Here is a 22,374-nt window from a genome sequence, read left to right as displayed (position 1 = left end):
CAAACCCTGTGGTGAGGGGATTCATCCCCGATGGGTCGCGAAGCGGCACCACGCTCGAGGTGACGCGCAATGCGTCACCCAATCCCCTCACCACCGCTGTTAACCCCGAGTTAATGCCGCGCCGGGACACTGTGCCCCGAGATCTGCTTCATGGACGAACGGCTCCCACGTTTTTCAGTAGGAGGCACCATGAAAACCACCACCGCCATTCTTGCCGGGCTACTCGCCCTCGGTTCCGCCAGCGCCTTTGCCGAGGGCGGCGCCGAACGCATGCGGCATTACTACGACAACTTCCCGGTCCACCACGCGCCAAGCGAACAGCCGACCGATAGCAAAGCAGCGGAACTGAAGGTTCCGAACGATCAGACCGCGCAAGTCACCGAGTCTTATCGCAACTGATTCACCGAGCAACCGATGGACCTCCGATGGCTCCGCTCTGGCCTCGGAGACGACAGTTGGGCGCCCTGTCCCGGGCGCCTTTTTTTATGCCTGCAGATCCTTGATCCAGAACAGCATGCGGCCATGTTCCGGGTCGAACATGCCGGGGGCGAAGCCGAACTTTTGATAGGCGTTCTGCGCCACCGCATTGCCTTCGAGCACTTCCAGGGTGATCTTGCAGCAGCCGCGCTGGCGGGAAATCTCCTCGACCTTGCGCAGCATTTTCTGGCTCAGCCCGAGGCCGCGAAATTTCGCCAGCACTGACACATCGTGAACATTGACCAGCGGTTTGCAGGCAAACGTCGAGAACCCTTCGAAGCAGTTCACCAGCCCTGCCGGCTCACCACCGACGAACGCCAGCACGCTGAACGCGTGGGGCCGGCGGGCCAGCTCTTCAGGTAGACGACGCAGCAGCTCGGGGGCAATCGGCTGACCGCCGCCCATCGGATCTTCTGCGTAGTGATTGAGCACAATGCCGATGGCTTCGGCGTGCAGTGGATTGGTGTAGCTGGCTTGCAGCACAAGTATTTCTGCGGAATCCATTTCCATCCCCGATCAAAGCCCCGGCGTGCAAGGTGCGCACCTGAAAGGCACCTCGACCTTAACGCGAGGCTGCCTGGGTCACAACCGGAGAAACGCTGATAGCAAACGCCTGCAGGAGCTGCCGCAGGCTGCGATCTTTTGATTTTCCAGCGTCAGCGCCCCCAGATCAGCTCCTCGGTCCAACCCAGTTCGGCAAAATCCTGAGCACGCAGGCCGCTCTCGCCAGCACAGAAAAACTCATCCAGCTGCGGCGGTTTCACCGTGGTCGCGCTGAGCATCGCGTGCACCTGCCCACGATGATGAATCTGGTGCTCGAACAGGTGCGACAGCATACGCAAGCGACTGTCATGCTGCGGCGTTTCCCGGGCGATGGTGACGATCCGCCCCAGATCGGCATCGCGCAGTTGCTCACAATAAGCGATCAACCGACGGTCCACGTGCGCCTGCTCTTCACGCAGCGCAGAGGCCTCGGTAAACGGCTCGTCACGGTTGAAAAACACATAGCAGTCGGGATGCGGCTCGTCACCGCGCAACTCGCGTTCCAGCGCGTCGAGGTAGAACCAGTCGCACGTCAGGATGTGATTGAGGGTGAGGCGGATACTCGGAAAGAAGCTCGTTCGCGGCGCCGCCAGCTCAGTGGCGTCGAGCTGATTACAGGCTTTGCCGAGGCGGTGATTGGCCCACGCGTTCTGGTAGGCCATGGTCAGTAAATGATGCGACAGCGGTTGGCTCATGTTCGCGCCCTCTTCGCTCAGGATTCGGCAAAACGCAGCAGCTGCATCTCCTGCAATCGGCTGAGGGTGCGCCGGAACGGGAATTCCAGATAACCCTCGGTGTACAGCGCCTCCATCGGCACCTGCGCCTCGATGTACAGCGGGACTTTACGGTCGTAACACTCGTCGACCAAGGCAATGAAGCGACGCACGCCGTCGTCGTGCACCGACAGTTGCGGCAACTCACGGTCACCGGCCACCACCTGCGCCGAGCCGTCCTCGGTGCCGCGAGCGATGCGCCCTTCGCGTTTCTGTGCGCTGAGGTTCGGCACGTCGCTCAACAGAATAGACCGATAGCGATCACACAGCGCGATGAAGTCCATCGCGGCGAACGGTTGCTCGCAGAGATCGGTATAGCGGCACCAGAGCACCGATTCGCTGGCCTGCACCACGTTCAACAGGCGATGGCCGACGGGCACCGGCTCGTTGCTGGCGGGCTGCCCGGCGTTAAGCGACTGGAAGACCTGCTGCAGCGCGCTGTCCTGCCCCGGGGCAACGACAAAATACCGCTGCAGACCTGCACCCGGATGCAGGCGATGATCCTCGGCACCGTTCACCGCCACCACTTGCATATGCGCCTTGATCGCGGCAATCGCCGGGACAAAACGATCACGGTTGAAGCCGTCGGCGTACAGCTCATCCGGCGGCAGGTTGGAGGTGCAGACCACCACCACGCCTTCGTCGAACATCACCTGAAACAGCCGCCCGAGAATGATCGCATCGCCGATGTCGTTGACGAACAGCTCATCGAAACACAGCACGCGCACTTGCGCCGCCAGCTCTTTTGCCAGCGCTCGCAGCGGATCGGCGATCCCGGTCAACTGGAACGAGCGCTGATGCACCCAGCCCATGAAATGATGAAAGTGCTGCCGTCGGGCCGGCACCCGCAGGCTCTGATAGAACTGATCCATCAACCAGGTCTTGCCGCGCCCGACCGGGCCCCACAAATACACGCCGGCGACCGAACGGGCACCGGCATGCAAGGCTTCATGGCATTTTTGCAGCGCCCAGACCGCATGCTCCTGGGCTTCATCCTGGATGAAACCCTTGTGCTCGATCGCGTGTTGCCAGGCGCTTAAAGGAGAGTCGAAAGTCATGCGCGGCAGTATATATCCCTGTAGGAGCTGTCGAGTGCAACGAGGCTGCGATCTTTTGATTTTGTTTTTCAAGATCAAGATCAAGATCAAGATCAAAAGATCGCAGCCTTCGGCAGCTCCTACAGGGAATTGTGTTTTTAAAGGTCGACTTTGTGTCGGGCGGCGTAGAGGCAGAGCATTTCCATGGCCAGGGTGGCCGCTGCCAGTGACGTCACGTCCGCATGATCATAGGCCGGTGCCACTTCCACCACGTCCATGCCCACCAGATTGATTCCGCGCAAACCACCGAGGATCTCCAGCGCCTGCAGCGTGCTCAACCCGCCACACACCGGAGTGCCGGTACCCGGGGCAAAGGCCGGATCGAGGCAGTCGATATCGAACGTCAGGTACACCGGGTGGTCGCCAACCCGTGCGCGAATTGCCTCGACAATCGCCTCGCAGCCCCGCCGATGCACCTGGCGGGCGTCGAGCACGGCAAAGCCCTGATGATCGTCATTGGTGGTGCGCAAACCGATCTGCACCGAGCGCGCCGGATCCACCAGCCCTTCCCTGGCCGCGTGCCAGAACATGGTGCCGTGATCGACACGTTTGCCGCCCTCGTCCGGCCAGGTGTCGCTGTGCGCATCGAAGTGGATCAGCGACAGCGCGCCGTGTTTGCGGGCATGGGCCTTGAGCAACGGATAGGTGATGAAATGGTCGCCGCCAAACGTCAGCATGGCGCTGCCCGCTTGAAGAACGCGTTCGGCGTGAGCCTCGATGCTTTCCGGAATGGTGTGCGGCGAGCCGTAATCGAAGTCGCAGTCGCCGTAGTCGATCACCGCCAGATGATCGAACGGATCGAACGCCCACGGCCAGTGGCGTTCCCAGGCGATCCCGGTGGAGGCGGCGCGAATCCCCCGAGGCCCGAAACGCGCGCCCGGGCGGTTGCTGGTGGCCGTGTCGAACGGAACCCCGCTGACGGCCACGTCGACGCCGCGCAAATTACGGCTGTAGCGGCGACGCATGAAACTGGTGATCCCGGCGTAAGTGCTTTCGGCGGCAGTCCCGTACAGGCTGTCACGGGTCATGGCTTGGTCGTTGAGCATCGGCACGTCCATCGGTGTGCTCCTTTGATTATTGATGGCTACGGAAAGTGGTCCACAGACGCGTGCGCTGACGCATGTCCTTGAGGCTCATGCTGCGGTCGGCGTACAAGCGCTCGCGCATTTCGGCGGGTGGATAGATGTCCGGATCATTGCGCACCGCCTCGTCCACCAGCGGCGTCGCGGCCTGGTTGGCGGTGGCGAAAAACAGCGTATTGGTCAGCTCGGCCACCGACTCGGGGCGCAGCATGAATTCGATGAACGCCCGCGCCGCTTGCGGGTTTGGCGCGTCCTTGGGAATGGCCAGATTGTCCTGCCAGATCAACGTGCCTTCGCGCGGAATCCGGTAGGCGACTTCGTAGGTTTTGTTGGCCTTGTGCGCCTGATCGGCGGCCATGCTCACGTCGCCGTTGTAGGTCAGCGCCAGACAGACACTGCCATTGGCCAGATCGTTGATCTGCCGGCCGGTGGCGACATACAGCACCGACGGCTGGAGCTTCTGCAACAAGGCTTCGGCGGCGGCCAGATCATTTTTGTCGGTGCTGTAGGGATCCTTCCCGAGGTAATGCAGCGCCAGACCAATGACCTCCTGCGGCGAATCGAGCACAGCAATTCCGCAGTCCTTGAGCTTGCTGGCGTACTCGGGTTTGAACAGCAGGTCGAGGCTGTTGAGTGGCACATCCGGCAAACGCTTTTTCACCGCCTCGACGTTCAGCCCCAACCCGAGCGTGCCCCAGGTATAAGGCACGGCGTAGCGATTACCGGGATCGACGGCGGCAAGTTTTTCCAGCAGATCGGGATCAAGGTTGGCGTAACCCTTGAGGCCCTCATGGGGAATTTCCTTTAACGCGCCCGCCGCCAATCCACGGGCCAGCACGCTGGACGACGGCACCACCACGTCATAACCGCTACCACCGGTGAGCAGTTTGGTTTCCAACACCTCGGACGTATCGAAGGTGTCGTAGCGCACATGAATGCCGGTCTCCTGCTCGAAACGCTGCAGCGTCTGCGCCGGCACGTAATCGGCCCAACTGTAGAGGTTGAGGGTCTTGTCCTCGGCCTGTGCCTGGATGACCAAGGACAACAACAGCGCGGGAAAACACAGCTTGAATACGGGAGCCATGACGAACACCTGACCGGAGGAAGTGGTGGCAGGATGCGCCGTCGGATACATTGCAGAAATAACAAGTTTGTTAACCTGACTTTATCCGGGAGTAATGTGATGCTCGGTCAGCTTCACGACGTCGACCTGCAGTTGCTGCGCCTGTTTGTGCGGGTCGTGGAATGTGGCGGCTTCAGCGCGGCGCAAGGTGAGCTGGGCCTGAGTCAGTCGAGCATCAGCCAGCAAATGGCCAAGCTGGAAACCCGCCTCGGTTATCGTCTGTGCAGCCGGGGCAAGGGTGGTTTCAGCGTGACGCCCAAGGGCGAGCAATTGCTGATCGCGATTCGCACGCTGTTTGCATCCATCGAGACCTTCCGCCATCAATCCAACGGCGTCGCTGGACGGTTGATCGGTGAGGTGCGGCTGGGCCTTTCCGAAGCCGTCGATCAGTCGGTACTGCTGCGGGTGGCGGATGCAATCCGGCGCTTTCGCGAACGCGACGAGTCGGTGCGCATCGAGTTGATCAGCGCGATGCCTGGGGAGATGGAGCGCCTGCTGCTGCAACAGCGGCTGGACCTGGCCATCGGTTATTTCTCACAGGTGCAGAGCGCTTTCGATTACCGCGAACTGTTCCAGGAAACCCAGCATTTGTATTGCGCGCAGGGGCATCCGCTGTTCCGCGTGGATGAGCCGGATGATGCAGCGTTGCAGGCCTGCGACCGGGTCGATCATCCGTATCGGTTCATGCGCCGTGGCGAGCCGTTTGCGGACCAGCGCTGTTCCGCGCGTTCGGAGCAGGTCGAAGGTACCCTCGCGTTCATTCTTTCCGGCAAGCACATCGATTATTTGCCCGATCACTATGCGCGGGTCTGGGAGGACAAGGGACTGCTGCGCGCGCTGCGGCCTGGGGAACTGAGTTTCGAAGTGGCGTTTCATCTGGCACGACACCGCGCACAGGTCCCGGGGGATGCGCAAAAGGCGTTTGAGGAGGATTTGCTCGCAGCCTTTGTTTAAAGATCAAAAGATCGCAGCCTGCGGCAGCTCCTACAGGAATGCAAAATGTAGGAGCTGCCGCAGGCTGCGATCTTTTGATTTAAGGGGAAATCCTTTTCAAACCCAATAAAACCTGACCTTTCAGGCAATTTTTGCTCGTTGCCCTCGCCGCCCTCTTCCGGCATCCTGCGCCTCCATTTTCTGACCCGGCCCCGCCTCACGGCGCGCAAAACACCATGACCGCCTCTGAAAAAGTCCCGCGCAACAACGATCTGATCTACGGCCTCAACGACCGACCGCACTTGACCGCCACGGTGTTCGCCGCACTGCAACACGTGCTCGCGAGCTTCGTCGGCATCATTACCCCGACCCTGATCATGGGCGGCGCCCTGGGCCTGCAAAGTGAAATTCCTTACCTGATCAGCATGGCGCTGTTCGTCTCGGGCCTCGGCACGTTCGTTCAAGCCAAGCGTTTCGGCCCAGTGGGTTCCGGTCTGCTGTGCCTGCAAGGCACCAGTTTTTCCTTTATCAGCGTGATTCTCAGCGCCGGTTTCATGGTCAAGGCACGTGGCGGGGGTACCGATGAAATTCTCTCGACCATTTTCGGTGTGTGCTTCTTCGCGGCATTCATCGAAGTGGTGCTCAGTCAGTTCATCGGCAAGCTCAGGATGCTGATCACTCCGGTGGTCACCGGCACCATCATCACGTTGATGGGCCTGTCGCTGATCAAAGTAGCGATGACCGACATCGCCGGCGGTTTCGGCGCGCCTGATCTGGGCGCAGCCAGCCATGTGTTCCTGGCCGCATTGGTGATCGGCACCATCGTTGTGCTGAACCGCGTCGACGTGCCGTTTCTGCGCCTGGGCGCGATCGTCATCGGCCTGACCCTCGGCTACGTGGTCGCATGGCTGATGGGCACCGTGGATTTCGCCTCGATGCCCGAAGTGCCGCTGGTCAGCGTGCCGGTGCCGTTCAAGTACGGCTTCAATTTCGACTGGGTGGCGTTCGTGCCGGTGGCGGTGATCTTCCTGGTTTCGCCACTGGAAGCCGCTGGCGACCTGACCGCCAACTCGATGATCTCGCGGCAACCGGTCAAGGGCCCGCTGTACATTCGCCGGATCAAGTCCGGTCTGCTCGCCGATGGCCTCAATTCGGCCATGGCCGCTGTGTTCAACAGCATGCCGATGGTGACCTTCGCGCAGAACAACGGCGTGATCCAGTTGACCGGCGTCGCCAGCCGCTACGTTGCATTCTTCATCGCCGGCCTGTTGGTGCTGCTGGGGTTGTTCCCGATGATCGGCGCGGTGCTGCAACTCATGCCCAAACCGGTGCTCGGCGGCGCCGAACTGGTGATGTTCGGCACCGTGGCCGTGGCCGGGATCAAGATCCTCGCCGAGGCCGGCCTGCATCGGCGCAACATGCTGATCGTGGCGATCTCCGTGGGCATGGGCCTGGGCATCGCCGCCGTGCCGGAAGTGCTGCGCGAGTTGCCGCAAGCGCTGCGTAACATCTTCGAATCGCCGATCACCGTCGGTGCGTTGTGCGCTATCGTGCTGAATATCTTCCTGCCGGAAGAATTCATTGAGCTGGAAGAAGACGATTTCGATCCGGAAGCGTCGATTCTGCAGGTCATGGAAAACCCCGATCTGTCGGCCAAAGCTGAACCTGCAAGCGCAGCGGCGGTCGCACAGTTGAACCGCTGACGCGACGCCATGAAAAAAGGGCTGAACCGGCAACGGTTCAGCCCTTTTCGTTGAGAGACTGTTTATGCACCGCGTCCACGCCGTCATCCTGTCCCTGCTGCTGTTGTCCCTGAGCGCCTGCGCGCTGTTTCCCAACCGCGATCCGGTAAACATCAACGTGGTCGGCCTCGAACCGTTGCCGAGCCAGGATCTGGAAGTGCGTTTCGCGATCAAGCTGCGGGTGCAGAACCCTAATGAAACGGCCATCGATTACAACGGTATCGCCCTGGATCTGGAGGTCAACGGCCGCCCCTTGGCCTCGGGCGTCAGTGATCAGACCGGCTCGATCCCGCGCTTCTCGGAAACCGTGGTCAGCGTGCCGGTCAGCGTTTCCGCGTTCTCGGTACTGCGCCAGACTCTGGGTTTGAGTCAGACACAAACCCTCGATAACCTGCCTTACGTCTTGCGCGGCAAACTCGCGGGCGGGGTGTTCGGCACCATGCGTTTTGTCGACAGCGGCAAGCTGAGTTTGCCAAAGGCCACTGCTGCGACGTGGTAAATACACAATTTTGCGACCGCTCATAAATACCTGTGGGAGCTGGCTTGCCAGCGATAGGGTCGCGTCAGCCAATATCGTCGTTGCTGACAGTCCGCCATCGCTGGCAAGCCAGCTCCCACAGTTTTTTCAATCAGCTCGACGTTATGCGGTGAACCGCACGCCGGGTTTGGCGCGTTCATCAACCGACAGCTCAAACACATCCGGCCGCGCATAGTGGCCAACCACGTCGTAGTCATAGCGCGCCCGAACCAGCTCATCAGTATCGATCTCAGCCGTGAGCAGCCCCGCCTCGCCACGTAACGGCCCGGCCAGCACATCGCCCATCGGCCCGACAATCACACTGCCGCCGGCAATCAACGGCCGATCCGCCGGCCAGTTGGCAATCTCCACGCCCAGCGCGTTCGGTGAAGCCTGCACCTGACAGGCACTGACCACAAAGCAACGGCCCTCATGGGCGATGTGGCGCATGCTGACCTGCCACATCTCGCGCTCGTCCACGGTCGGCGCGCACCAGACCTCAATGCCTTTGGCGTACATCGCCGTGCGCAGCAGCGGCATCATGTTTTCCCAGCACACTACCGCACCGAGTTTGCCGACCTGCGTGTCGAGTACCGGCAGCGTCGAGCCGTCGCCCTTGCCCCAGATCAGTCGCTCGGTGCCAGTCGGCATCAGTTTGCGATGCTTGGCCACCAGCCCTGCCTGCGGATCGAAATACAACGCCGTGCAATACAACGTGCTGCCGGCGCGCTCGATCACGCCGATCACCAGATTGGCCCCGGTGCGTGCCGACAAACCGGCCAGTGCTTCAGTTTCTGCCCCCGGCACGTCAATGGCGTTGGCGAAATAGCGTGCGAAGGCCTCGCGCCCCTCGGGCAGGCGATAGCCCAACTGAGTGCCAAAGCCCTCGCCTTTCGGATAGCCACCGAGCAACGCTTCCGGCATCACCACCAACGCCGCGCCGGACTCGCTGATCGCGTCTTCCCAACTGAGGATCTGTTCCAGGGTTTCACCCTTGCCACCGGGCAAGGCGCCAATCTGCAGGGCGGCGACGATTGATTTGGGCATTGCAGTCACTCCATCAGGTTCAAGTGTTGCCGATTCTGCGGCGGCGCGGGATCATGAATAAAGACCGATTCACTGCTGAATGATATGAGCCAAATGAATATCGCATCCGTCGACCTCAACCTGCTGAAAGTCTTCGAAGCCTTGCATGAGGAGTCCAGCGCCAGCCGTGCGGCGCTGCGTCTGGGCGTGACCCAATCGGCGGTCAGCGCGGCATTGCGCCGGTTGCGCGACGTGTATGGTGATCAATTGTTCGTGCGCACCGGACGCGGTCTGGCACCGACGCTCAAGGCCAATCAACTGAAGCCGGTGGTCAGCGAGGCGCTGAACAAATGCCGGCAAAGCCTGGCGATGGTCGACCCGGCGGCCCATCACTATGACGGCCGTTCGGTGACGGTAGGCCTGTCGGATGACTTCGAAATTGCCTATGGCCGGCGCCTGATCGAAGAAATCGCCCGCTGTGCACCCAAGCTGCGGCTGATCTTCCGCCAGACCCACAGCCAGATCGTCGCTCGCGCCCTGATGGAGCGCAGCATCGACCTGGCGATCACCGCCGGCGGGTTTGCCGAGCGCTTGCTCAGTCGTCTGGTATTGGGTGAAGGGGATTATGCCTGCCTGGTCGATCCGGACAGTCTGGCGCCCGGTCAACAGGGCATCGATTTGCCGGAGTTCGTCGCTCGCGAGCACATTCTGGTGTCCTCGGGCGGTTTTATCGGCATCACCGATGAGGGGCTGGCGGCGCTGGGGCTGAGCCGGCGGGTCTGCGCCTCGACCACCCACTTTGCCGCGCTGCCGCATCTGCTCAAGGGCAGCGACGCCGTGGCAACCATCCCGACCCATGCCGCCCAGGCCATTGCCGGGCTCAGCGGACTGATGCTGCTGCCCTGCCCGCTGGCGCTGCCGCGTTACCCGATCGAACTGGGCTGGCGCACCAGCACGCAGATCGACCCGGTGGTGATCAAGGTGCGTGAGGCGATTGTCGGGTGTTTCAACGCGGACTGAGGCGCATGTTACTTGTTGGCTGCCATCAGGCGATTGACTTCACTGCGCACCATGTTGGCGAATTCCGGCGGGGACATGCCATCCAGCTCGGCGCGCACCCACTCGGCCCATTTGCCCTTGCGCTTGGAGCGTTCGCCGAACAACCGCGCGGCTTCGCCTTTGGCTTTGCCCAGATTGTTCTGCCAGAGTTCGAACAGACGGGATTTCTCGTCTTCCAGCGCAGCGCGCTCGGCGAGGGATTTGTCGGCCAGATTGAAACTCATGGGGAAATACCTGCTGCGTAAAATGGCGACATCTTACACGCTCGGCGGAAATCTCCCGCGCAGGTTTTTCTTTCACACCTAAAATCAGTGCAACTTTTCCGTCAGCGCCACACTCCATTGATCACTGTTCATCCATCTGCAAGGAGTCACCCAATGGCCCGCAAATCCCGCGTGCAAGCCGTCGAAGACCAGATCAAGGATCAGGCGTTCAGCGAACTTCAGGCTTTGATCGAAGAGTCCGACAAACTGCTCAAGAGCAGCGCCTCACTCGTGGGCGAAGAAGCCGAGACCCTGCGCGGACAAATCGCCCTGAAACTGCAACAGGCGCTGGACTCGGTTTCCAGCGTGCGTGAGCGCACCAAACCGGCGGTCGAGGCCACCGAGAGCTACATTGGCGGCCATCCGTGGCAGACCGTGGCGATTTCCGCCGGTTTTGGCCTGGTGGTGGGCTTGTTGCTCGGTCGTCGTTAAGCGACGTTTGTCAGCGCGCATTGTTCAAGGCCTGACAATAAATCTGTGGCGAGGGAGCTTGCTCCCTCGCCACATCGGTTATCTGACCATTATTCCCCCGCCAGCGCTCGCAACTGCGCCAGCGTCTGCTCATCCAGAACGATGCCTTCGGCCATTGATCGCGCGCGCTGTAAATGCCGACGATCGCCCGGCAAACGTTTCAACCCCACGCCGTGCATCTGCCGCACCAGCTCTTCGCTGCGCTCGGCAAACGGTTGCCCGGCAGCTTTGCTTGGATCGATGACGATCAGCAACTGCCCGGTCCACGGTGTTTTGGCCCCGGGATGGTTCGACCAGTCGAATTCGAAAGAAAAGTTCCCGCCTGTCAACGCCGCGGCCAGCAGCTCGACCATCATCGACAGCGCCGAACCTTTGTGGCCGCCAAACGGCAACAGTGCGCCGCCCTCAAGAATGGCCTTCGGATCCTGCGTCGCCTGACCCAAACCGTCCACACCCATTCCGGCGGGCAGCCGTTCGCCCTTGCGTGCGGCAATCTGCACGTCGCCGTGAGCAATGGCGCTGGTCGCCAGATCAAACACGATCGGTGCTCCGCCGGCGCGGGGCGCGGCAAAGGCAATCGGGTTGGTGCCGAACAGCGGTCTGTCGGCGCCATGGGGCACCACGCAGGTCATGCTGTTGACCACGCTGAGCGCCACCAGGCCTTCCTCGGCGAACGGCTCGACGTCCGGCCAAAGCGCCGCAAAGTGATGGGAATTGCGAATCGCCAACACGGCAATCCCGGCGTTGCGCGCCTTTTCCACCAGCAGCGACCGGGCAGCGGCCAGCGCCGGCTGGGCAAAACCATTGCCGGCATCGACTCGCACAAAACCGGAGGCCACGTCCTCGACCACCGGCACCGCCTGACCATTGACCCAGCCAATGTTGAGGGTCGAGACATAACCGGGGATACGGAACACGCCATGACTGTGTGCCCCGTCACGCTCGGCACCGGCGCAGTTGGCAGCCAGGGTGCGGGCGACGGACGCCGACGTACCATGGCGCAGAAAAACCTTTTCAAGCAATTGCGTCAACGCTTCGAGCGAAAGTGTGGACGCAGCGAGGGAAGACAGGGGTTCGTGTGGCGCAGACATCTGAAGCTCCAGACTAATTATTGGAGGGAACAACAGCGTACGAATATCCAGCCCACCGATTAACCACGTCAGACACGGGTGCTGTCAACCGTTGCGGTGAAGGCGTGTCGCAGCAAGCACACGGCGCTGCCGCTTGTGCGGTAACTATGTACCACCCGCGTCATCTGGCCGGTCATTAGTCTCGAGTCTCAATTTACCGGTGCACCGGACGGTGCCCTGAACGAGACCCGATGATGCCTGCTCCCCTGCCTCCCCTGCTGTTCCTGTCCTTTCTCGATTCCCCCGGATTGTGGCGTGAACTCGGCAATGTCCATCACTTGTCCATCGCTGACTTCCAGTGGCTGAACCACGCACAACTGGCCACCCACGCACTGCGCAGTCAGCAAACCCCGCCCATGCTTGCCCATCGAATCCTGCTCAACACCGACGATACGCCTGCAATGCCTCTGGCCGGCAGCTTCATACTCAGTGCCACACCCGATGATCGCGGCGTCATGTTGTACACCCCCTTCGACGGGCTGAAAAAACATGCCAGCCTCGCCAGCCTGACCGCACACCTGGAAGAGCGCCTGAACCGTGTCACCGAAGATGACCGGCTGCTGGCGTTGCTCGCCCTGTCACAGCGCAAACGGCTGGTTGAGCGACGCGCTGTCAGCGTGTCCTACCAGCTTGTCGAGGGCGATATCTTCGAAGATCAACGCGCCGCCATCGAACACTGCTTGCGACTCAACGCTCAGGCAATGCTCGATGAATTGATGCAACTGCCCGAACTAGACAGCCTGCTCCAGAGCATACTGGACGTACTCCTGACGCCGACCATGCGTGGCGTCGACCAGACCCGCACACGCGCGAACCATTACACAGCCGCCGCAGCAAGCGGTCCGGCATCGGCCGACCGTCCTTCACGGAGTGGGTTTGAAGCGCTGTCACTTGGCGATGCGCTGCTGTTGCACTATCGCCACACCGGCTGGCCGATTGGCCAGACCCATGAGTTTTCGCACCCGGACCGGACAGTCCAGGCCAGTGATCAGCAACACTGGGAAACAGCCATCACCACGGCTTCGGGCAAACTGCTGGTATTGCTGTATCAGCAAATGGAGCGCTATTGGAATGCGCCCAGCGCTGGCGGGGGCCCGCGGCGCAGCGTATTTGCGCAAAGCATTCGACAGCAGGCGCTGGCTGACTTTTTGCTCAAACGCGAAGCTGGCATTATCGAGCAGCACACCTTCGACAGCCTGCTGACCTCGTTGGGTTTCAGCGACGGTCCGGCACGCCGCGCGACGCTGGAAACCGTGCGCTTGTGGGAGCATCAGGCAAACTTCGTGGAGCTGGCCGGCGCGCTGATGATCAGCCATTCCGACAGTTGCCTGTATACCCCGACCCACGGCTTGCAGGTGCTCAGGGATTACGAAGATCTCAAAGCCATGCTGCTCAGCAAATTTGCAAGCCCCGGGCACGAAGACGAACTCTACGGCCTGTTGAATCTCGATGAGCGGCAACGCTTCCTAGGTTTCGACAAGCCGCAGGTTTCCGGCCAATCGATTGCCGGAGATGTTTTCAGCGTGCTGCTTGAGTTGATCATCACCAAGCAGCGACAGAACATCAACTATGCCCTGCAGTGGTATCGGCACAGCGACGGCACCGTGGATATTCGCGCGCTGTTCGACAAGGCCCTGGACATCCGTTCGATGCTCCACGAGCGGCTTGAGACCCTGGATGCCCACGGGCGCTGGAGCACCCGGCCAATGCTCACCGGCAACCAATTACCTTCAAGGGTGCTGGCGGACACCGCCGCGGGCGAAGTGCGCAAGTTCGGCAGCATCATGCCCACCCTCGCCGCCGACTTCGCCGCCCAACCGCTGACCGTCACGGCGCTGCAGCGCACCTACCTGCAAGGAATCGCCGCGAAGCTGGCGCACGCCCTGTCTGTCGGCATCACAGGTGAAGCACGGTTGAGAGTCCTGAACGGGACGCTGAGTCGCCATGAGCAAGCGCTGGTCGACACCGTGTTCAATCCGGATCAACCGGATCGCAGCCGCCGCAGGGCACTCAACGGGTTTCAGCCGGATGCCTGGTCATTGACGTTGCAGGTCGCCGGGCAAAGCGAAATGCTGCCGCTGGCCAACTGCGTCCTGCTCACGGAACGCGGTGGCCGCGATACGCAGCACTCAGGACGCGCGATGGTGTGGACACCAGCCCTGGGCCTGGAAGTCTTCCGCTCGATCGAGCATGCCAGACAGGTTTTGGACCAGCGACTGGCGGATCCGCAAAAACGCCTGACGCTGTTGGAAAACCTTTCCCCCCGGCACCAAGGGTTCCATCAACGCTACACGCTGGGACAGTGGCAGCTGATCAGCCGCAGTGTCCTGCTGGATCGGACCGAGTCAGCGATCGAACATTTTCTCCAGCGCTGTGAACAGGTACGGAGCCGTCAATGGCCAAAGCCGCGGGAAACTCAAATCCTCAGGACGCTGAGTGAGCAAGTCGTAGAGACCAATCTGCAGCGCGCCACCGCTCTGGCGCGGGCGATCGGCAAACAGCATTCGTTGCCTGCCTGGCTGGGCATGGCCACACTTGAAGCGCAGCAGTTGCATCTGGAGCTGCTGGAACAGTGGCGCCACAGCGTCATTGACGATCAGGATTATCTCCACGCCCTGCCAACCGTGCGTGACTACATCAGGCAGACCCTTCAAACGCTGTTGAGAACCCGCTTGCAGAGGCAGGATCTCGACCCCGACCAGATCACCATCACCCCGGCACAGACGCTGATCGGGCCTGCGATGTGCCTGACCGATTTCGCCTTGAACCATGCACATCTCGCACAGAGCACGGCATTCACCCTCAGCTCGGGTACCGACCGGGCGCTGCCGACAGGGCTTGACCAGCAAGCCGTCAGGAGCCTGCTGCTGTCCCTGAACGTAGCAACGACGTTTGCCGATAAAATCATCTCGGCGTTGTCCGCCAGTGACGTCGCCGCGGCACAACGCAAACAGCGTTTCCTCCACCAGCTGCCGTGGCAGTTGCTGCAGCATGCCCATCAGTTACAACTGCAACAGCGCTTGTCGCCGAAGGCCTTCGGCTTGATTGCTCAGGTGTTCGACATGCCCGACGCCGTGGCCCGCGCGACCGTGCAAGGGGCCGATGCCATTGCCCGGCCGCTGGCGCTGATCAAGACCGCCGGGGCTGCAGCGGTCAAGGCGTTGGGCCTGTACTTGATCGGACCCGCAGGAAAACCCGGTCCCCAAGTGTTGTATGCGCCCTACCATGGTGAATACGCATTCAGTGAATTCGAGGATGAGGCGTCAGTCATCGCCGCGCTGAATACGCCGGGCTCACTGCAGGACTTGTTGCTGCGCCGCTTGCCGGAAACTCAACGTTCGATCTTCAGCGCGTTGTTCAACGCAAGCAGCGGCCAGGCGAGCGAGATGACCCTGGCCACCACCCCGGTCAAGGGTAACTGGTTGCTGCAGTTGTTCGACGACAACCTGGCCTTGTTGCCACGTTTGCTGAGCGGCCATTCAATGCCGTCGGCGCAAACGGACTGGGACGCCGCGAAGCACCTGTTCAGTTCAGGCATCCAGTTGGTCCGGGGCGTGCTGCCGGGCAAACTCGCCTGTGCGCAGTTTCTCTGGCAAAGCTACAAGGATTTCAAGGGCTCGGCCGAAGCGTTGCAGGATCACCACTGGAAACGTGCACTGGAAACCTTTACCGCCGGCGCAGCGGAAATGATCAGCCTCGGGCGGCTGGCTCTGGAGCCACGTCTGGAACCTCAAGAGGCGGTGCCGCCGCAGCCAACCGCGCCGAGCGCCCCTGTCCTTGCGCAGACCAAGCCGACCGATCCGCAGCGCACCGCGTTGCAGGCATTCGAAACCTCGAAGATCGCCCTCAAGGATCTGACCCATAATGCTGCCGAGGGCACGTATCAGGACCTGAAAACCAAAGCGACCTACGCCCCCATTGCCGGCAAAGTCTATCCCGTGGAGCGGCCGGGAGTCGTCTGGCAAATCAAGGGCGCCGGCCAGCCCGGTTCAGTGTTGCAGCACACCGCTACGCGGCAGCTGGTGCTGGATCCGGATCGCCATACCGTGCATTTCGGCAAGGCCTTGTCGAAGATGGTCAACCATTACACCACCCATCGCCAGGCCCGGTACATGCTGAATATCGAAGCGCAAGGCATGGAAGAAATCCGCGCCCGCCATCCGGAAAAAGCACTCATGTTGATCGAGGCAATTGATCTGGCCCGGCATTACGCGTTCAACAGCCTGCACAATCTTGTTCAGTTAAGAAACGATGTGCCGGGCACCCGCCTCGATACTTTTCTCAAGTCGTTTTTTGACGTGCAACGGATTGATGCCGACATGCTCCACAAGTTGAAGCTGTCCATCGTGCCGATCTGTAATGCATTGGTCGATCCAACAGAAGACCTGTTGAATACTCGTCGCTTTGTGGTCGGCTCGAACAGACAGCCCGACTCGGGTGTAATCGCCTTTGTACTGGATGGCGATTTACTCAAGAAAGTCCATTTCACCGAAAAATTCTTCAATCAAGAACTGGAGTGGTACAACACCGGGCTGACCGAGCCCTTCAATGTCGAAGGGCATGCACGGGCCGCGACGCTCATCCACGAGTTTTCCCATCAGTTCAGCAAGACCGTAGATATTGCCTCGCTGGAAGCGCGGCGCCCGTTTGCTGATCTGATTGCTACGGTGACCGGTTACGGAGCTTCCCGCAAACAGTTGCAGACACGTTTTCAACGCGAAGCTCTGTCACTGTCTACCCCCCGTGAAGAGCTGTTCTCGCGCTGGAGCCATGAACTTCAGGAGTGGCTGGATATCGACATGATTGAAGGCATGAATCATGTACGCAAGGAAATTCTCAAGACCACGCGTACCACGAATCTGGATGACGCGCGGACGGCTTTTCTCAACCCTTCCAACCCGACTCCACGCATCGACACGATATTGCGCAATGCCGATTCGATCGCCTTTCTGATCTGTGAAATGGGCCGCCAGCTGGATCCAGTAACCCAACCTCACGGAGGGCTCAACTGAGGTAAAAAAAATGCGCAGGCGGTTGGCCTGCGCATTGTTTATCGCGGGGTAAGGTCAGTCTTTCTGGTCGCGCAATACATTGCCCGAGGCACCATCGATACGGAATTCATACACCGAACCATCGGCCTTGCGTCCCTCACCTTTCCAGTAGCCGTCATTGTCGGCCTCGATTTCATAGACTTCGACGTAACCGGCCTTGGTTTTCACGATCTCGATAGCCTTTTCGATGGTGACCCAGCCCGCACCGGGACGGTCAGCCATGGCAGCACCGGCACTGAACAAGGCGGCGGTGGCGATTGCAGCGGCCAAGGTTTTTTTGATCATTTTTTCACTCCATTTGTGGATGATGTTCGTCTAACGTCCTGTTTTTGGGCGCCACACGGAAAAATAAGTTCCACTTTGATGGGCAATTGCCATGACGGATGTTCTCGGCACCCGACCCGCAAGGTTAGAATGCAGCAAATCAGGACGAGTCAATGACCCAAGAATCCCTCTCGGAAGCCGAATATGATGCAATCACCGATGCCGCCGCGCACTGGTGCATGCGTCTGCACGCCGCAGACTGCTCCACCGAGGAGCGTCTGGCTTTCGAGCAATGGCGCGATGCGCATCCGCTGCATGCGTTCGAATATGACGCCATGCTGGAAATCTGGGACGTTGCCGAGCACTTGCCCCGTCCGCAGGCGCTGCCGAATGTACCGCTGAATAAAGCGGTTCCCGCCTGGCGTCGCTATGCAATTGCGGCGAGCGTGTGCGCACTGGCCTTGCCACTGGCCGCGTACAGTGGCTGGAATCTGGGCTGGTTGCCCAACAGCTATCAGCACTTCGAAGCCACCGACAATGTCCGTCAAGTTACCTTGAACGATGGCAGTCAAGTCGAACTCAACCTCAACACCGAGCTGACTTTCAGCAATTACAAGGACGAACGCCGAGTCACCCTGAAAAAAGGCGAGGCGTTTTTCGAAGTCAGTCATGACTTCTCCCACCCGTTCGTGGTCAGGGCCGGCGAAGGCAAGATCCGCGTGACTGGCACCCGCTTCAATGTCTGGCTCTACGAAGATCAGGTGCGGGTCAATCTGATCGAAGGCTCGGTGCTAGTAACCAGCAACGCCGCACTGCCCGGCGACGGTCTGCGCCTTGGGCCCGCCATGCAGGCGCAGTACCGGCATGGCGATTACATGCCACAGATCAGTCAGACCTACGCCAACGACAACGCTCTGGCCTGGCGCAGTGGCAAACTGGTGCTCGACAACCTGGCACTGAATGAGGCCTTGCCGCTGATCAATCGCTATCTGAGCAAACCGTTGAAACTGGCTGACGCCAGTACCGGTGCCATCCGTGTCGGCGGTGTCTACAACGTCAAAGAACTCGGCGGCCTCGTCAACACCCTGCCCAAAGTGTTGCCGGTCTACCTGACCCGTAATACCGAGGGTGATCCGGTAATCAATTCGATGCCGCGGCAGCCGCCGAAGACCTGAAACCCGACACCACCTGCCAGGGTGAACCCAGCGCAATAAAAAGCCGCTGTACCCATTCAGGGGGCAGCGGCTTTTTCGTTCAGGCTGACTTACTGCGCAACCACCTCAGCGCTCTTGCCCGCGACTTCGCGAACAGTCTGCAGTTGATACTGCGGATCGGCAGCAATCTGCTGCTCAGTGAACGGCAACACGCTCCACTGCTTTTTCGAAAACGCCTGGGTCTGATCCCGGGAATATTTCGACTCGGGGTCGCTCGACAGCGAGAACGCCAGCAGCCCCTGAGCATGCGGACCGTTGTCGTCAAAGCTCACCACTTGCAGATAACTGGTACCGCTGATCACTTCGAGTTTGCCGTCTTCACGCGGCACGCTCTGGATCGCGTTGTAGATTCCCAGCGTCCCGGGCCCGCCGTGGATCGCAGTTTGTCGAGCGCCGCTGCTCACCACCTGAATATCGCCCCAACGGGTTTCAGGCTTGAGACCCATTTTCTGCGCAGTGGCAGCCGACGCCAGCAGCGCTTCACGCAGTTCCTTGCTCACGGCCGGTTGCTCGATCGCCAACCCGCGTGGCGTATGTTGCGGGTCTTTTGGATCGAACGGCACCCGCCAGACATCCGGCGACGCTTGCAACGCCTGCATGATGTTCTGGAAGTGCACCAGACCAATGCCCGAATCCAGATTCGCCCGGCCATCCCAGCCCTTGAGGCTGACGCAAACCGGCTTCAACGCGGCCGCGTCCGCCCCCAGATCCGCAGCGCAGAACTTCAACAGATCGGGCAGCACCTGGGTTGCCAGATAGACGTTGTCGTCCATCACCATCTGCTGCAGATCCTTGACCGCCAGCGGCCCCTTTTTGCCCAGCGCACTCAGACGCTCCAGCGCAAATCGTGATCGCAGCCCCAGTGGTTGGCCTTCCTGACTGATCAGTGGCGAGAACCCGGTCAGCGGTTGTGCCGGGTTGGCCAGCCACGCGGAATCGTTGGAGTGCTGAACGAAGTCCTTGCGCAACAGTTGCGGCAGCTGGTTGGCGGCATAGATGCCCTTCTGCGCCGCTTGCGGATCGGTATCCCAGGCGCAAGCGCTGTTGGAACCGTCGAGCACAATCATCTGCAAGCCGATGCGTGGGTCGCTGCACTTGGCCAGTTTGTCGGCGCTGACGTTCGGCACCACCGACAGGTTCATGTACAGCGTTTGCCCCTTGTCATCCACGGCCAGCGTGTTGACCCACGGGATGCCCTGGATCTTGTGCACCGAATCCTGCAGAGCCTTGAGGCTTGATGCCTGGTTCATCGCGTACCACTGCGTCAGCACGCGATCATTGTCCAGATTGGCGTCGCGCAGGCTGTAAGCGTACTGATGATCCCAGTCGAGTTTGCCCGGCCACTGTACGATCGGGCCGAACTGCGAGTTGTAGACATCGCGCGAAACCGGCACCACTTGGCCATCCGCCTGTTTGACCTGCACGGTAACGGTCTGCTTGTTCAGCGGCAACGATTTACCATCGAGCAGGTAGCGGGTCGGGTCTTTCGGGTCGAGTTGCAGGCGATACAAAGTGAAGTGTTTGGATGAATCGACCGTGTGGGTCCAGGCCAGATGCTGGTTGAAACCGATGTTGATCATCGGCAGCCCCGGCAAGGCGGCGCCCATGACGTCGAGTTTGCCGGGGATGGTCAGGTGCATCTGGTAAAAGCGCATGCCGCCGACCCACGGGAAATGTGGGTTGGCCAGCAACATGCCGCGTCCGTTGAATGAGCGTTCACTGCCAACCGCCACGGCGTTGCTGCCGCGATCCAGAGCGAAGCGCTGCAGGCGCGCGTCCGCCAACTGATAGGCCTGCGCCTTGCTGTCGAACTGCGCCGTGGCCTGCGGCGGGGTCGCGCCCGCCAGGGCTTCGGCGAACTGCCCGACACCGCCCTCGACCAACAAGCGCCGAGTGAGCTTCACCAGATCTTCGGCAGCGATATCGCGCACCCACTCGCCCTGGCACTGTTGCGGCAGACCTTGCTCGCGGCGTTCGGCCAAATAGCGGTTGTAGCCGGCGGCATAGCCTTCCACCAGATCGTGCACCTGCGCCGGTTGCGCGTCCCAGAAGGCTTTCACCGCTTCGGAGGTGTTGAGCCAAGTGAAGAACAGGTCGCTGACGCGATTCTCGCGTTGTTCGACAGTGAACTGCTCCGGCCCGAAATAGCGCGAGCGCTGACCGTTGACCGTGACAATCTCGTTGGCCAGCAAGCACAGGTTGTCCTGCGCGTAGGCGTAACCGATGCCGAAACCCAGCCCGCGCTCGTTCTCGGCACGGATGTGCGGTACGCCAAACGCGGTGCGGCGGATATCGGCACTGGCTGGCGTGGCGGGACTGAATGCATGGGCCGACAGACTGAGCCCGAGAAACGCGCTGGCGAGGGCCAGCCCGGTTAACTGCCTGGAAATAATCACACTCGCTCCTGATCGATAGGACACGGTTCGACGCGTGCTTTGCGCAAGGTCCGAACTCGGTCTGAAGTTGACGCCTGCGCCTGGGCGCAAGGTGGCTGTTCAGAAAACGAATGCAGCAAAAAAATATTTAGCCCGTTTGCCCAAGTGACAAACCGCCGATGACGGGAAAACAACGAATAACCGACAAAATTTCTACATATTTCCTTTCATGATTTGTCGTGCTGAAACGTCTTGTTTACTGAGAGCAGCCAAAACGTTTCCTGAACAGGCTCTGCAAAGGAGTAACCCATGTACAACTCGCAACTACCAACGGACGGTAGCCAGGCGTCACAAGGAGCTTCCATGAGTCCCCGCGCGAGCAGTTTCGCACCCAGCCCCAGCCCCGAGCGCCAGGGCAATGAGCGCATTCGCCTGCTGCTCAAAAGCTTCGGCCTGCGCACCAGCCTGATTCGCCTGAAGGTCATCGACGCGCTGTTGGTCGCCGCGCAAAACGATCGACGCCTGGGCGTACGCGGTGTGCACAGCCAATTGCTGGACCTGGATATTCCGTTGTCCTTTCTCAGCGTGCGCGAAGTGTTGAAGCGTCTGTGTGCCGAAGGTGTGGTCACCTTCAACCCGGACAAGAGTTACAGCCTGCATCCACAGGCTGCTGCCGTGCTCAATCACGATTGAAGCGTCCCGCGATCGCCGTCAGGGTTTGACCTTGCGGCGCATCACCCCGTTGATCACCACCACGACCACCGCCACACCGATGGCGATGTACTGGAACGTCTTCTCGCTGATCATCCCGGCATTTTGCAGCCACGACAGGCCGAGCATGATCGCCAGCACCGACAGCGCGATCAGTATCGAATATTTCAAACGTTGCTTCTGGGTCATTGCGGGTTCCTGAACCTTTCAAATGTATCCGGTTTGTATCCGGTTGCATGCCATGCACATACCGTGTTGCGGGGATGGGCTTTGATAAACGCGGTCTCATGTTACAGCCGATGAAGAGTTTTGGCTTCATGACGGCGTAACCATGAGGATTTTTGAAATGTTCCGTCGAATCACCTGGCTGATTCCCGTCCTTGCCGTACTGACCTTGAGCGGCTGCATCATTTTCCCCCACGGCGGCTGGCATGACGACCACCATCGGTACCAGGAAGGTCCCGGTTATTATCAACATCGATAGGCGATGACTCCCCGCATAAACGTTAAAAACTGTGTTCCC

General features: G+C 60.4%; 21 protein-coding genes. 10 read left to right on the top strand and 11 right to left on the bottom strand.

The genetic code is table 11. The features are described 5' to 3' along the window. Window positions 1–189 precede the first annotated feature (189 nt). A complete protein-coding gene (locus OC71_RS08505; protein WP_041067133.1) occupies window positions 190–399 on the top strand; it encodes a hypothetical protein in 210 nt (69 codons plus the stop codon). An 84-nt stretch (window positions 400–483) separates the two neighbouring features. On the opposite strand, the gene OC71_RS08500 is transcribed toward OC71_RS08505, so the two are convergent. From OC71_RS08500 to OC71_RS08480, 5 genes are all read right to left on the bottom strand, one after another. Then, window positions 484–981 carry a GNAT family N-acetyltransferase gene (locus tag OC71_RS08500; protein ID WP_041067176.1) on the bottom strand — a complete coding sequence of 166 codons (498 nt, stop codon included), beginning with the start codon at window positions 979–981 and terminating at the stop codon, window positions 484–486. A gap of 152 nt (window positions 982–1,133) precedes the next feature. Continuing rightward, window positions 1,134–1,715 carry a DinB family protein gene (locus OC71_RS08495; protein WP_041067130.1) on the bottom strand — a complete coding sequence of 194 codons (582 nt, stop codon included), beginning with the start codon at window positions 1,713–1,715 and terminating at the stop codon, window positions 1,134–1,136. 17 nt (window positions 1,716–1,732) lie between these two features. Further along, a complete protein-coding gene (gene zapE / locus OC71_RS08490) occupies window positions 1,733–2,851 on the bottom strand; it encodes a cell division protein ZapE (protein ID WP_041067128.1) in 1,119 nt (372 codons plus the stop codon). Between the two features lie 137 nt (window positions 2,852–2,988). Next, window positions 2,989–3,948: an agmatinase gene (gene speB / locus OC71_RS08485; RefSeq protein WP_041067125.1), complete on the bottom strand. Its 960-nt coding sequence runs from the start codon at window positions 3,946–3,948 to the stop codon at window positions 2,989–2,991. 16 nt (window positions 3,949–3,964) lie between these two features. Continuing rightward, window positions 3,965–5,056, bottom strand: coding sequence for a polyamine ABC transporter substrate-binding protein (locus tag OC71_RS08480; protein WP_041067173.1), 1,092 nt, complete (start codon window positions 5,054–5,056; stop codon window positions 3,965–3,967). 99 nt (window positions 5,057–5,155) lie between these two features. On the opposite strand from OC71_RS08480, the gene OC71_RS08475 reads away from it, so the two are divergent. The 3 genes from OC71_RS08475 (at window position 5,156) to OC71_RS08465 (ending at window position 8,269) form a co-directional block, all read left to right on the top strand. Then, on the top strand, window positions 5,156–6,049 hold the full coding sequence (locus OC71_RS08475; RefSeq protein WP_041067122.1) for a LysR family transcriptional regulator: 894 nt from the start codon (window positions 5,156–5,158) through the stop codon (window positions 6,047–6,049). 215 nt (window positions 6,050–6,264) lie between these two features. After that, window positions 6,265–7,731: a nucleobase:cation symporter-2 family protein gene (locus tag OC71_RS08470; RefSeq protein WP_041067119.1), complete on the top strand. Its 1,467-nt coding sequence runs from the start codon at window positions 6,265–6,267 to the stop codon at window positions 7,729–7,731. Window positions 7,732–7,795: 64 nt separating this feature from the next. Next, a complete protein-coding gene (locus tag OC71_RS08465; protein WP_041067116.1) occupies window positions 7,796–8,269 on the top strand; it encodes an LEA type 2 family protein in 474 nt (157 codons plus the stop codon). 141 nt (window positions 8,270–8,410) lie between these two features. Here the strand turns inward: OC71_RS08465 and OC71_RS08460 are convergent, their stop codons facing one another. Further along, the gene (locus tag OC71_RS08460) at window positions 8,411–9,334 is read right to left on the bottom strand and encodes a carbon-nitrogen hydrolase family protein (protein ID WP_041067114.1); all 924 of its coding nucleotides are present in this window, start codon (window positions 9,332–9,334) and stop codon (window positions 8,411–8,413) included. Between the two features lie 84 nt (window positions 9,335–9,418). Between OC71_RS08460 and OC71_RS08455 the strand changes: the two genes are divergently transcribed. Further along, window positions 9,419–10,333, top strand: a complete 915-nt coding sequence (locus tag OC71_RS08455) for a LysR family transcriptional regulator (RefSeq protein WP_041067112.1) — start codon at window positions 9,419–9,421, stop codon at window positions 10,331–10,333. Window positions 10,334–10,341: 8 nt separating this feature from the next. Here the strand turns inward: OC71_RS08455 and OC71_RS08450 are convergent, their stop codons facing one another. Next, entirely contained in the window at window positions 10,342–10,596 is a 255-nt protein-coding gene (locus tag OC71_RS08450) for a hypothetical protein (RefSeq protein WP_003224595.1), read from the bottom strand. Window positions 10,597–10,749: 153 nt separating this feature from the next. Here OC71_RS08450 and OC71_RS08445 point away from each other — a divergent pair, with 153 nt between their 5' ends. Next, window positions 10,750–11,067 (top strand): YqjD family protein, encoded by a 318-nt coding sequence (locus tag OC71_RS08445; protein WP_007961870.1) that lies wholly within the window; start codon window positions 10,750–10,752, stop codon window positions 11,065–11,067. A gap of 89 nt (window positions 11,068–11,156) precedes the next feature. On the opposite strand, the gene OC71_RS08440 is transcribed toward OC71_RS08445, so the two are convergent. Next, window positions 11,157–12,197, bottom strand: coding sequence for an Ldh family oxidoreductase (locus OC71_RS08440; RefSeq protein WP_041067110.1), 1,041 nt, complete (start codon window positions 12,195–12,197; stop codon window positions 11,157–11,159). A gap of 233 nt (window positions 12,198–12,430) precedes the next feature. Between OC71_RS08440 and OC71_RS08435 the strand changes: the two genes are divergently transcribed. Then, window positions 12,431–17,248, top strand: a complete 4,818-nt coding sequence (locus tag OC71_RS08435) for a DUF6543 domain-containing protein (protein ID WP_041067170.1) — start codon at window positions 12,431–12,433, stop codon at window positions 17,246–17,248. Window positions 17,249–17,302: 54 nt separating this feature from the next. On the opposite strand, the gene OC71_RS08430 is transcribed toward OC71_RS08435, so the two are convergent. Next, entirely contained in the window at window positions 17,303–17,572 is a 270-nt protein-coding gene (locus OC71_RS08430) for a PepSY domain-containing protein (RefSeq protein ID WP_007961867.1), read from the bottom strand. Between the two features lie 152 nt (window positions 17,573–17,724). On the opposite strand from OC71_RS08430, the gene OC71_RS08425 reads away from it, so the two are divergent. Then, complete coding sequence (locus tag OC71_RS08425; RefSeq protein WP_041067107.1) at window positions 17,725–18,726, top strand: FecR family protein; 1,002 nt, start codon at window positions 17,725–17,727, stop codon at window positions 18,724–18,726. Window positions 18,727–18,815: 89 nt separating this feature from the next. Here the strand turns inward: OC71_RS08425 and OC71_RS08420 are convergent, their stop codons facing one another. Then, complete coding sequence (locus OC71_RS08420; protein ID WP_041067105.1) at window positions 18,816–21,161, bottom strand: acylase; 2,346 nt, start codon at window positions 21,159–21,161, stop codon at window positions 18,816–18,818. 288 nt (window positions 21,162–21,449) lie between these two features. Here OC71_RS08420 and OC71_RS08415 point away from each other — a divergent pair, with 288 nt between their 5' ends. Beyond that, window positions 21,450–21,833, top strand: a complete 384-nt coding sequence (locus OC71_RS08415; RefSeq protein ID WP_041067102.1) for a fe2+ zn2+ uptake regulation protein — start codon at window positions 21,450–21,452, stop codon at window positions 21,831–21,833. An 18-nt stretch (window positions 21,834–21,851) separates the two neighbouring features. On the opposite strand, the gene OC71_RS08410 is transcribed toward OC71_RS08415, so the two are convergent. Continuing rightward, the gene (locus tag OC71_RS08410; protein WP_041067099.1) at window positions 21,852–22,040 is read right to left on the bottom strand and encodes a hypothetical protein; all 189 of its coding nucleotides are present in this window, start codon (window positions 22,038–22,040) and stop codon (window positions 21,852–21,854) included. 157 nt (window positions 22,041–22,197) lie between these two features. On the opposite strand from OC71_RS08410, the gene OC71_RS28350 reads away from it, so the two are divergent. Next, window positions 22,198–22,335, top strand: a complete 138-nt coding sequence (locus OC71_RS28350; protein ID WP_177327908.1) for a hypothetical protein — start codon at window positions 22,198–22,200, stop codon at window positions 22,333–22,335. Window positions 22,336–22,374 lie beyond the last annotated feature (39 nt).

Origin of the sequence: Pseudomonas sp. W15Feb9B, from assembly GCF_000828175.1 — a bacterium.
Classification (GTDB): Bacteria; Pseudomonadota; Gammaproteobacteria; order Pseudomonadales; family Pseudomonadaceae; genus Aquipseudomonas; species Aquipseudomonas parakoreensis.
The sequence above is the reverse complement of the archived record's forward strand: the minus strand, read 5'-3'. Positions and strand labels throughout refer to the sequence as shown.

Bases quoted from the DNA above. Each gene is read 5' to 3' on its own strand.
- OC71_RS08460 (WP_041067114.1), bottom strand. From the start codon at position 9,334: ATGCCCAAATCAATCGTCGCCGCCCTGCAGATTGGCGCCTTGCCCGGT.
- OC71_RS08410 (WP_041067099.1), bottom strand. From the start codon at position 22,040: ATGACCCAGAAGCAACGTTTGAAATATTCGATACTGATCGCGCTGTCG.
- OC71_RS08445 (WP_007961870.1), top strand. From the start codon at position 10,750: ATGGCCCGCAAATCCCGCGTGCAAGCCGTCGAAGACCAGATCAAGGAT.
- speB (WP_041067125.1), bottom strand. From the start codon at position 3,948: ATGGACGTGCCGATGCTCAACGACCAAGCCATGACCCGTGACAGCCTG.
- OC71_RS08495 (WP_041067130.1), bottom strand. From the start codon at position 1,715: ATGAGCCAACCGCTGTCGCATCATTTACTGACCATGGCCTACCAGAAC.
- OC71_RS08500 (WP_041067176.1), bottom strand. From the start codon at position 981: ATGGATTCCGCAGAAATACTTGTGCTGCAAGCCAGCTACACCAATCCA.
- zapE (WP_041067128.1), bottom strand. From the start codon at position 2,851: ATGACTTTCGACTCTCCTTTAAGCGCCTGGCAACACGCGATCGAGCAC.
- OC71_RS08425 (WP_041067107.1), top strand. From the start codon at position 17,725: ATGACCCAAGAATCCCTCTCGGAAGCCGAATATGATGCAATCACCGAT.
- OC71_RS08435 (WP_041067170.1), top strand. From the start codon at position 12,431: ATGCCTGCTCCCCTGCCTCCCCTGCTGTTCCTGTCCTTTCTCGATTCC.
- OC71_RS28350 (WP_177327908.1), top strand. From the start codon at position 22,198: ATGTTCCGTCGAATCACCTGGCTGATTCCCGTCCTTGCCGTACTGACC.
- OC71_RS08470 (WP_041067119.1), top strand. From the start codon at position 6,265: ATGACCGCCTCTGAAAAAGTCCCGCGCAACAACGATCTGATCTACGGC.
- OC71_RS08465 (WP_041067116.1), top strand. From the start codon at position 7,796: ATGCACCGCGTCCACGCCGTCATCCTGTCCCTGCTGCTGTTGTCCCTG.
- OC71_RS08415 (WP_041067102.1), top strand. From the start codon at position 21,450: ATGTACAACTCGCAACTACCAACGGACGGTAGCCAGGCGTCACAAGGA.
- OC71_RS08505 (WP_041067133.1), top strand. From the start codon at position 190: ATGAAAACCACCACCGCCATTCTTGCCGGGCTACTCGCCCTCGGTTCC.
- OC71_RS08440 (WP_041067110.1), bottom strand. From the start codon at position 12,197: ATGTCTGCGCCACACGAACCCCTGTCTTCCCTCGCTGCGTCCACACTT.
- OC71_RS08430 (WP_007961867.1), bottom strand. From the start codon at position 17,572: ATGATCAAAAAAACCTTGGCCGCTGCAATCGCCACCGCCGCCTTGTTC.
- OC71_RS08455 (WP_041067112.1), top strand. From the start codon at position 9,419: ATGAGCCAAATGAATATCGCATCCGTCGACCTCAACCTGCTGAAAGTC.
- OC71_RS08480 (WP_041067173.1), bottom strand. From the start codon at position 5,056: ATGGCTCCCGTATTCAAGCTGTGTTTTCCCGCGCTGTTGTTGTCCTTG.
- OC71_RS08475 (WP_041067122.1), top strand. From the start codon at position 5,156: ATGCTCGGTCAGCTTCACGACGTCGACCTGCAGTTGCTGCGCCTGTTT.
- OC71_RS08450 (WP_003224595.1), bottom strand. From the start codon at position 10,596: ATGAGTTTCAATCTGGCCGACAAATCCCTCGCCGAGCGCGCTGCGCTG.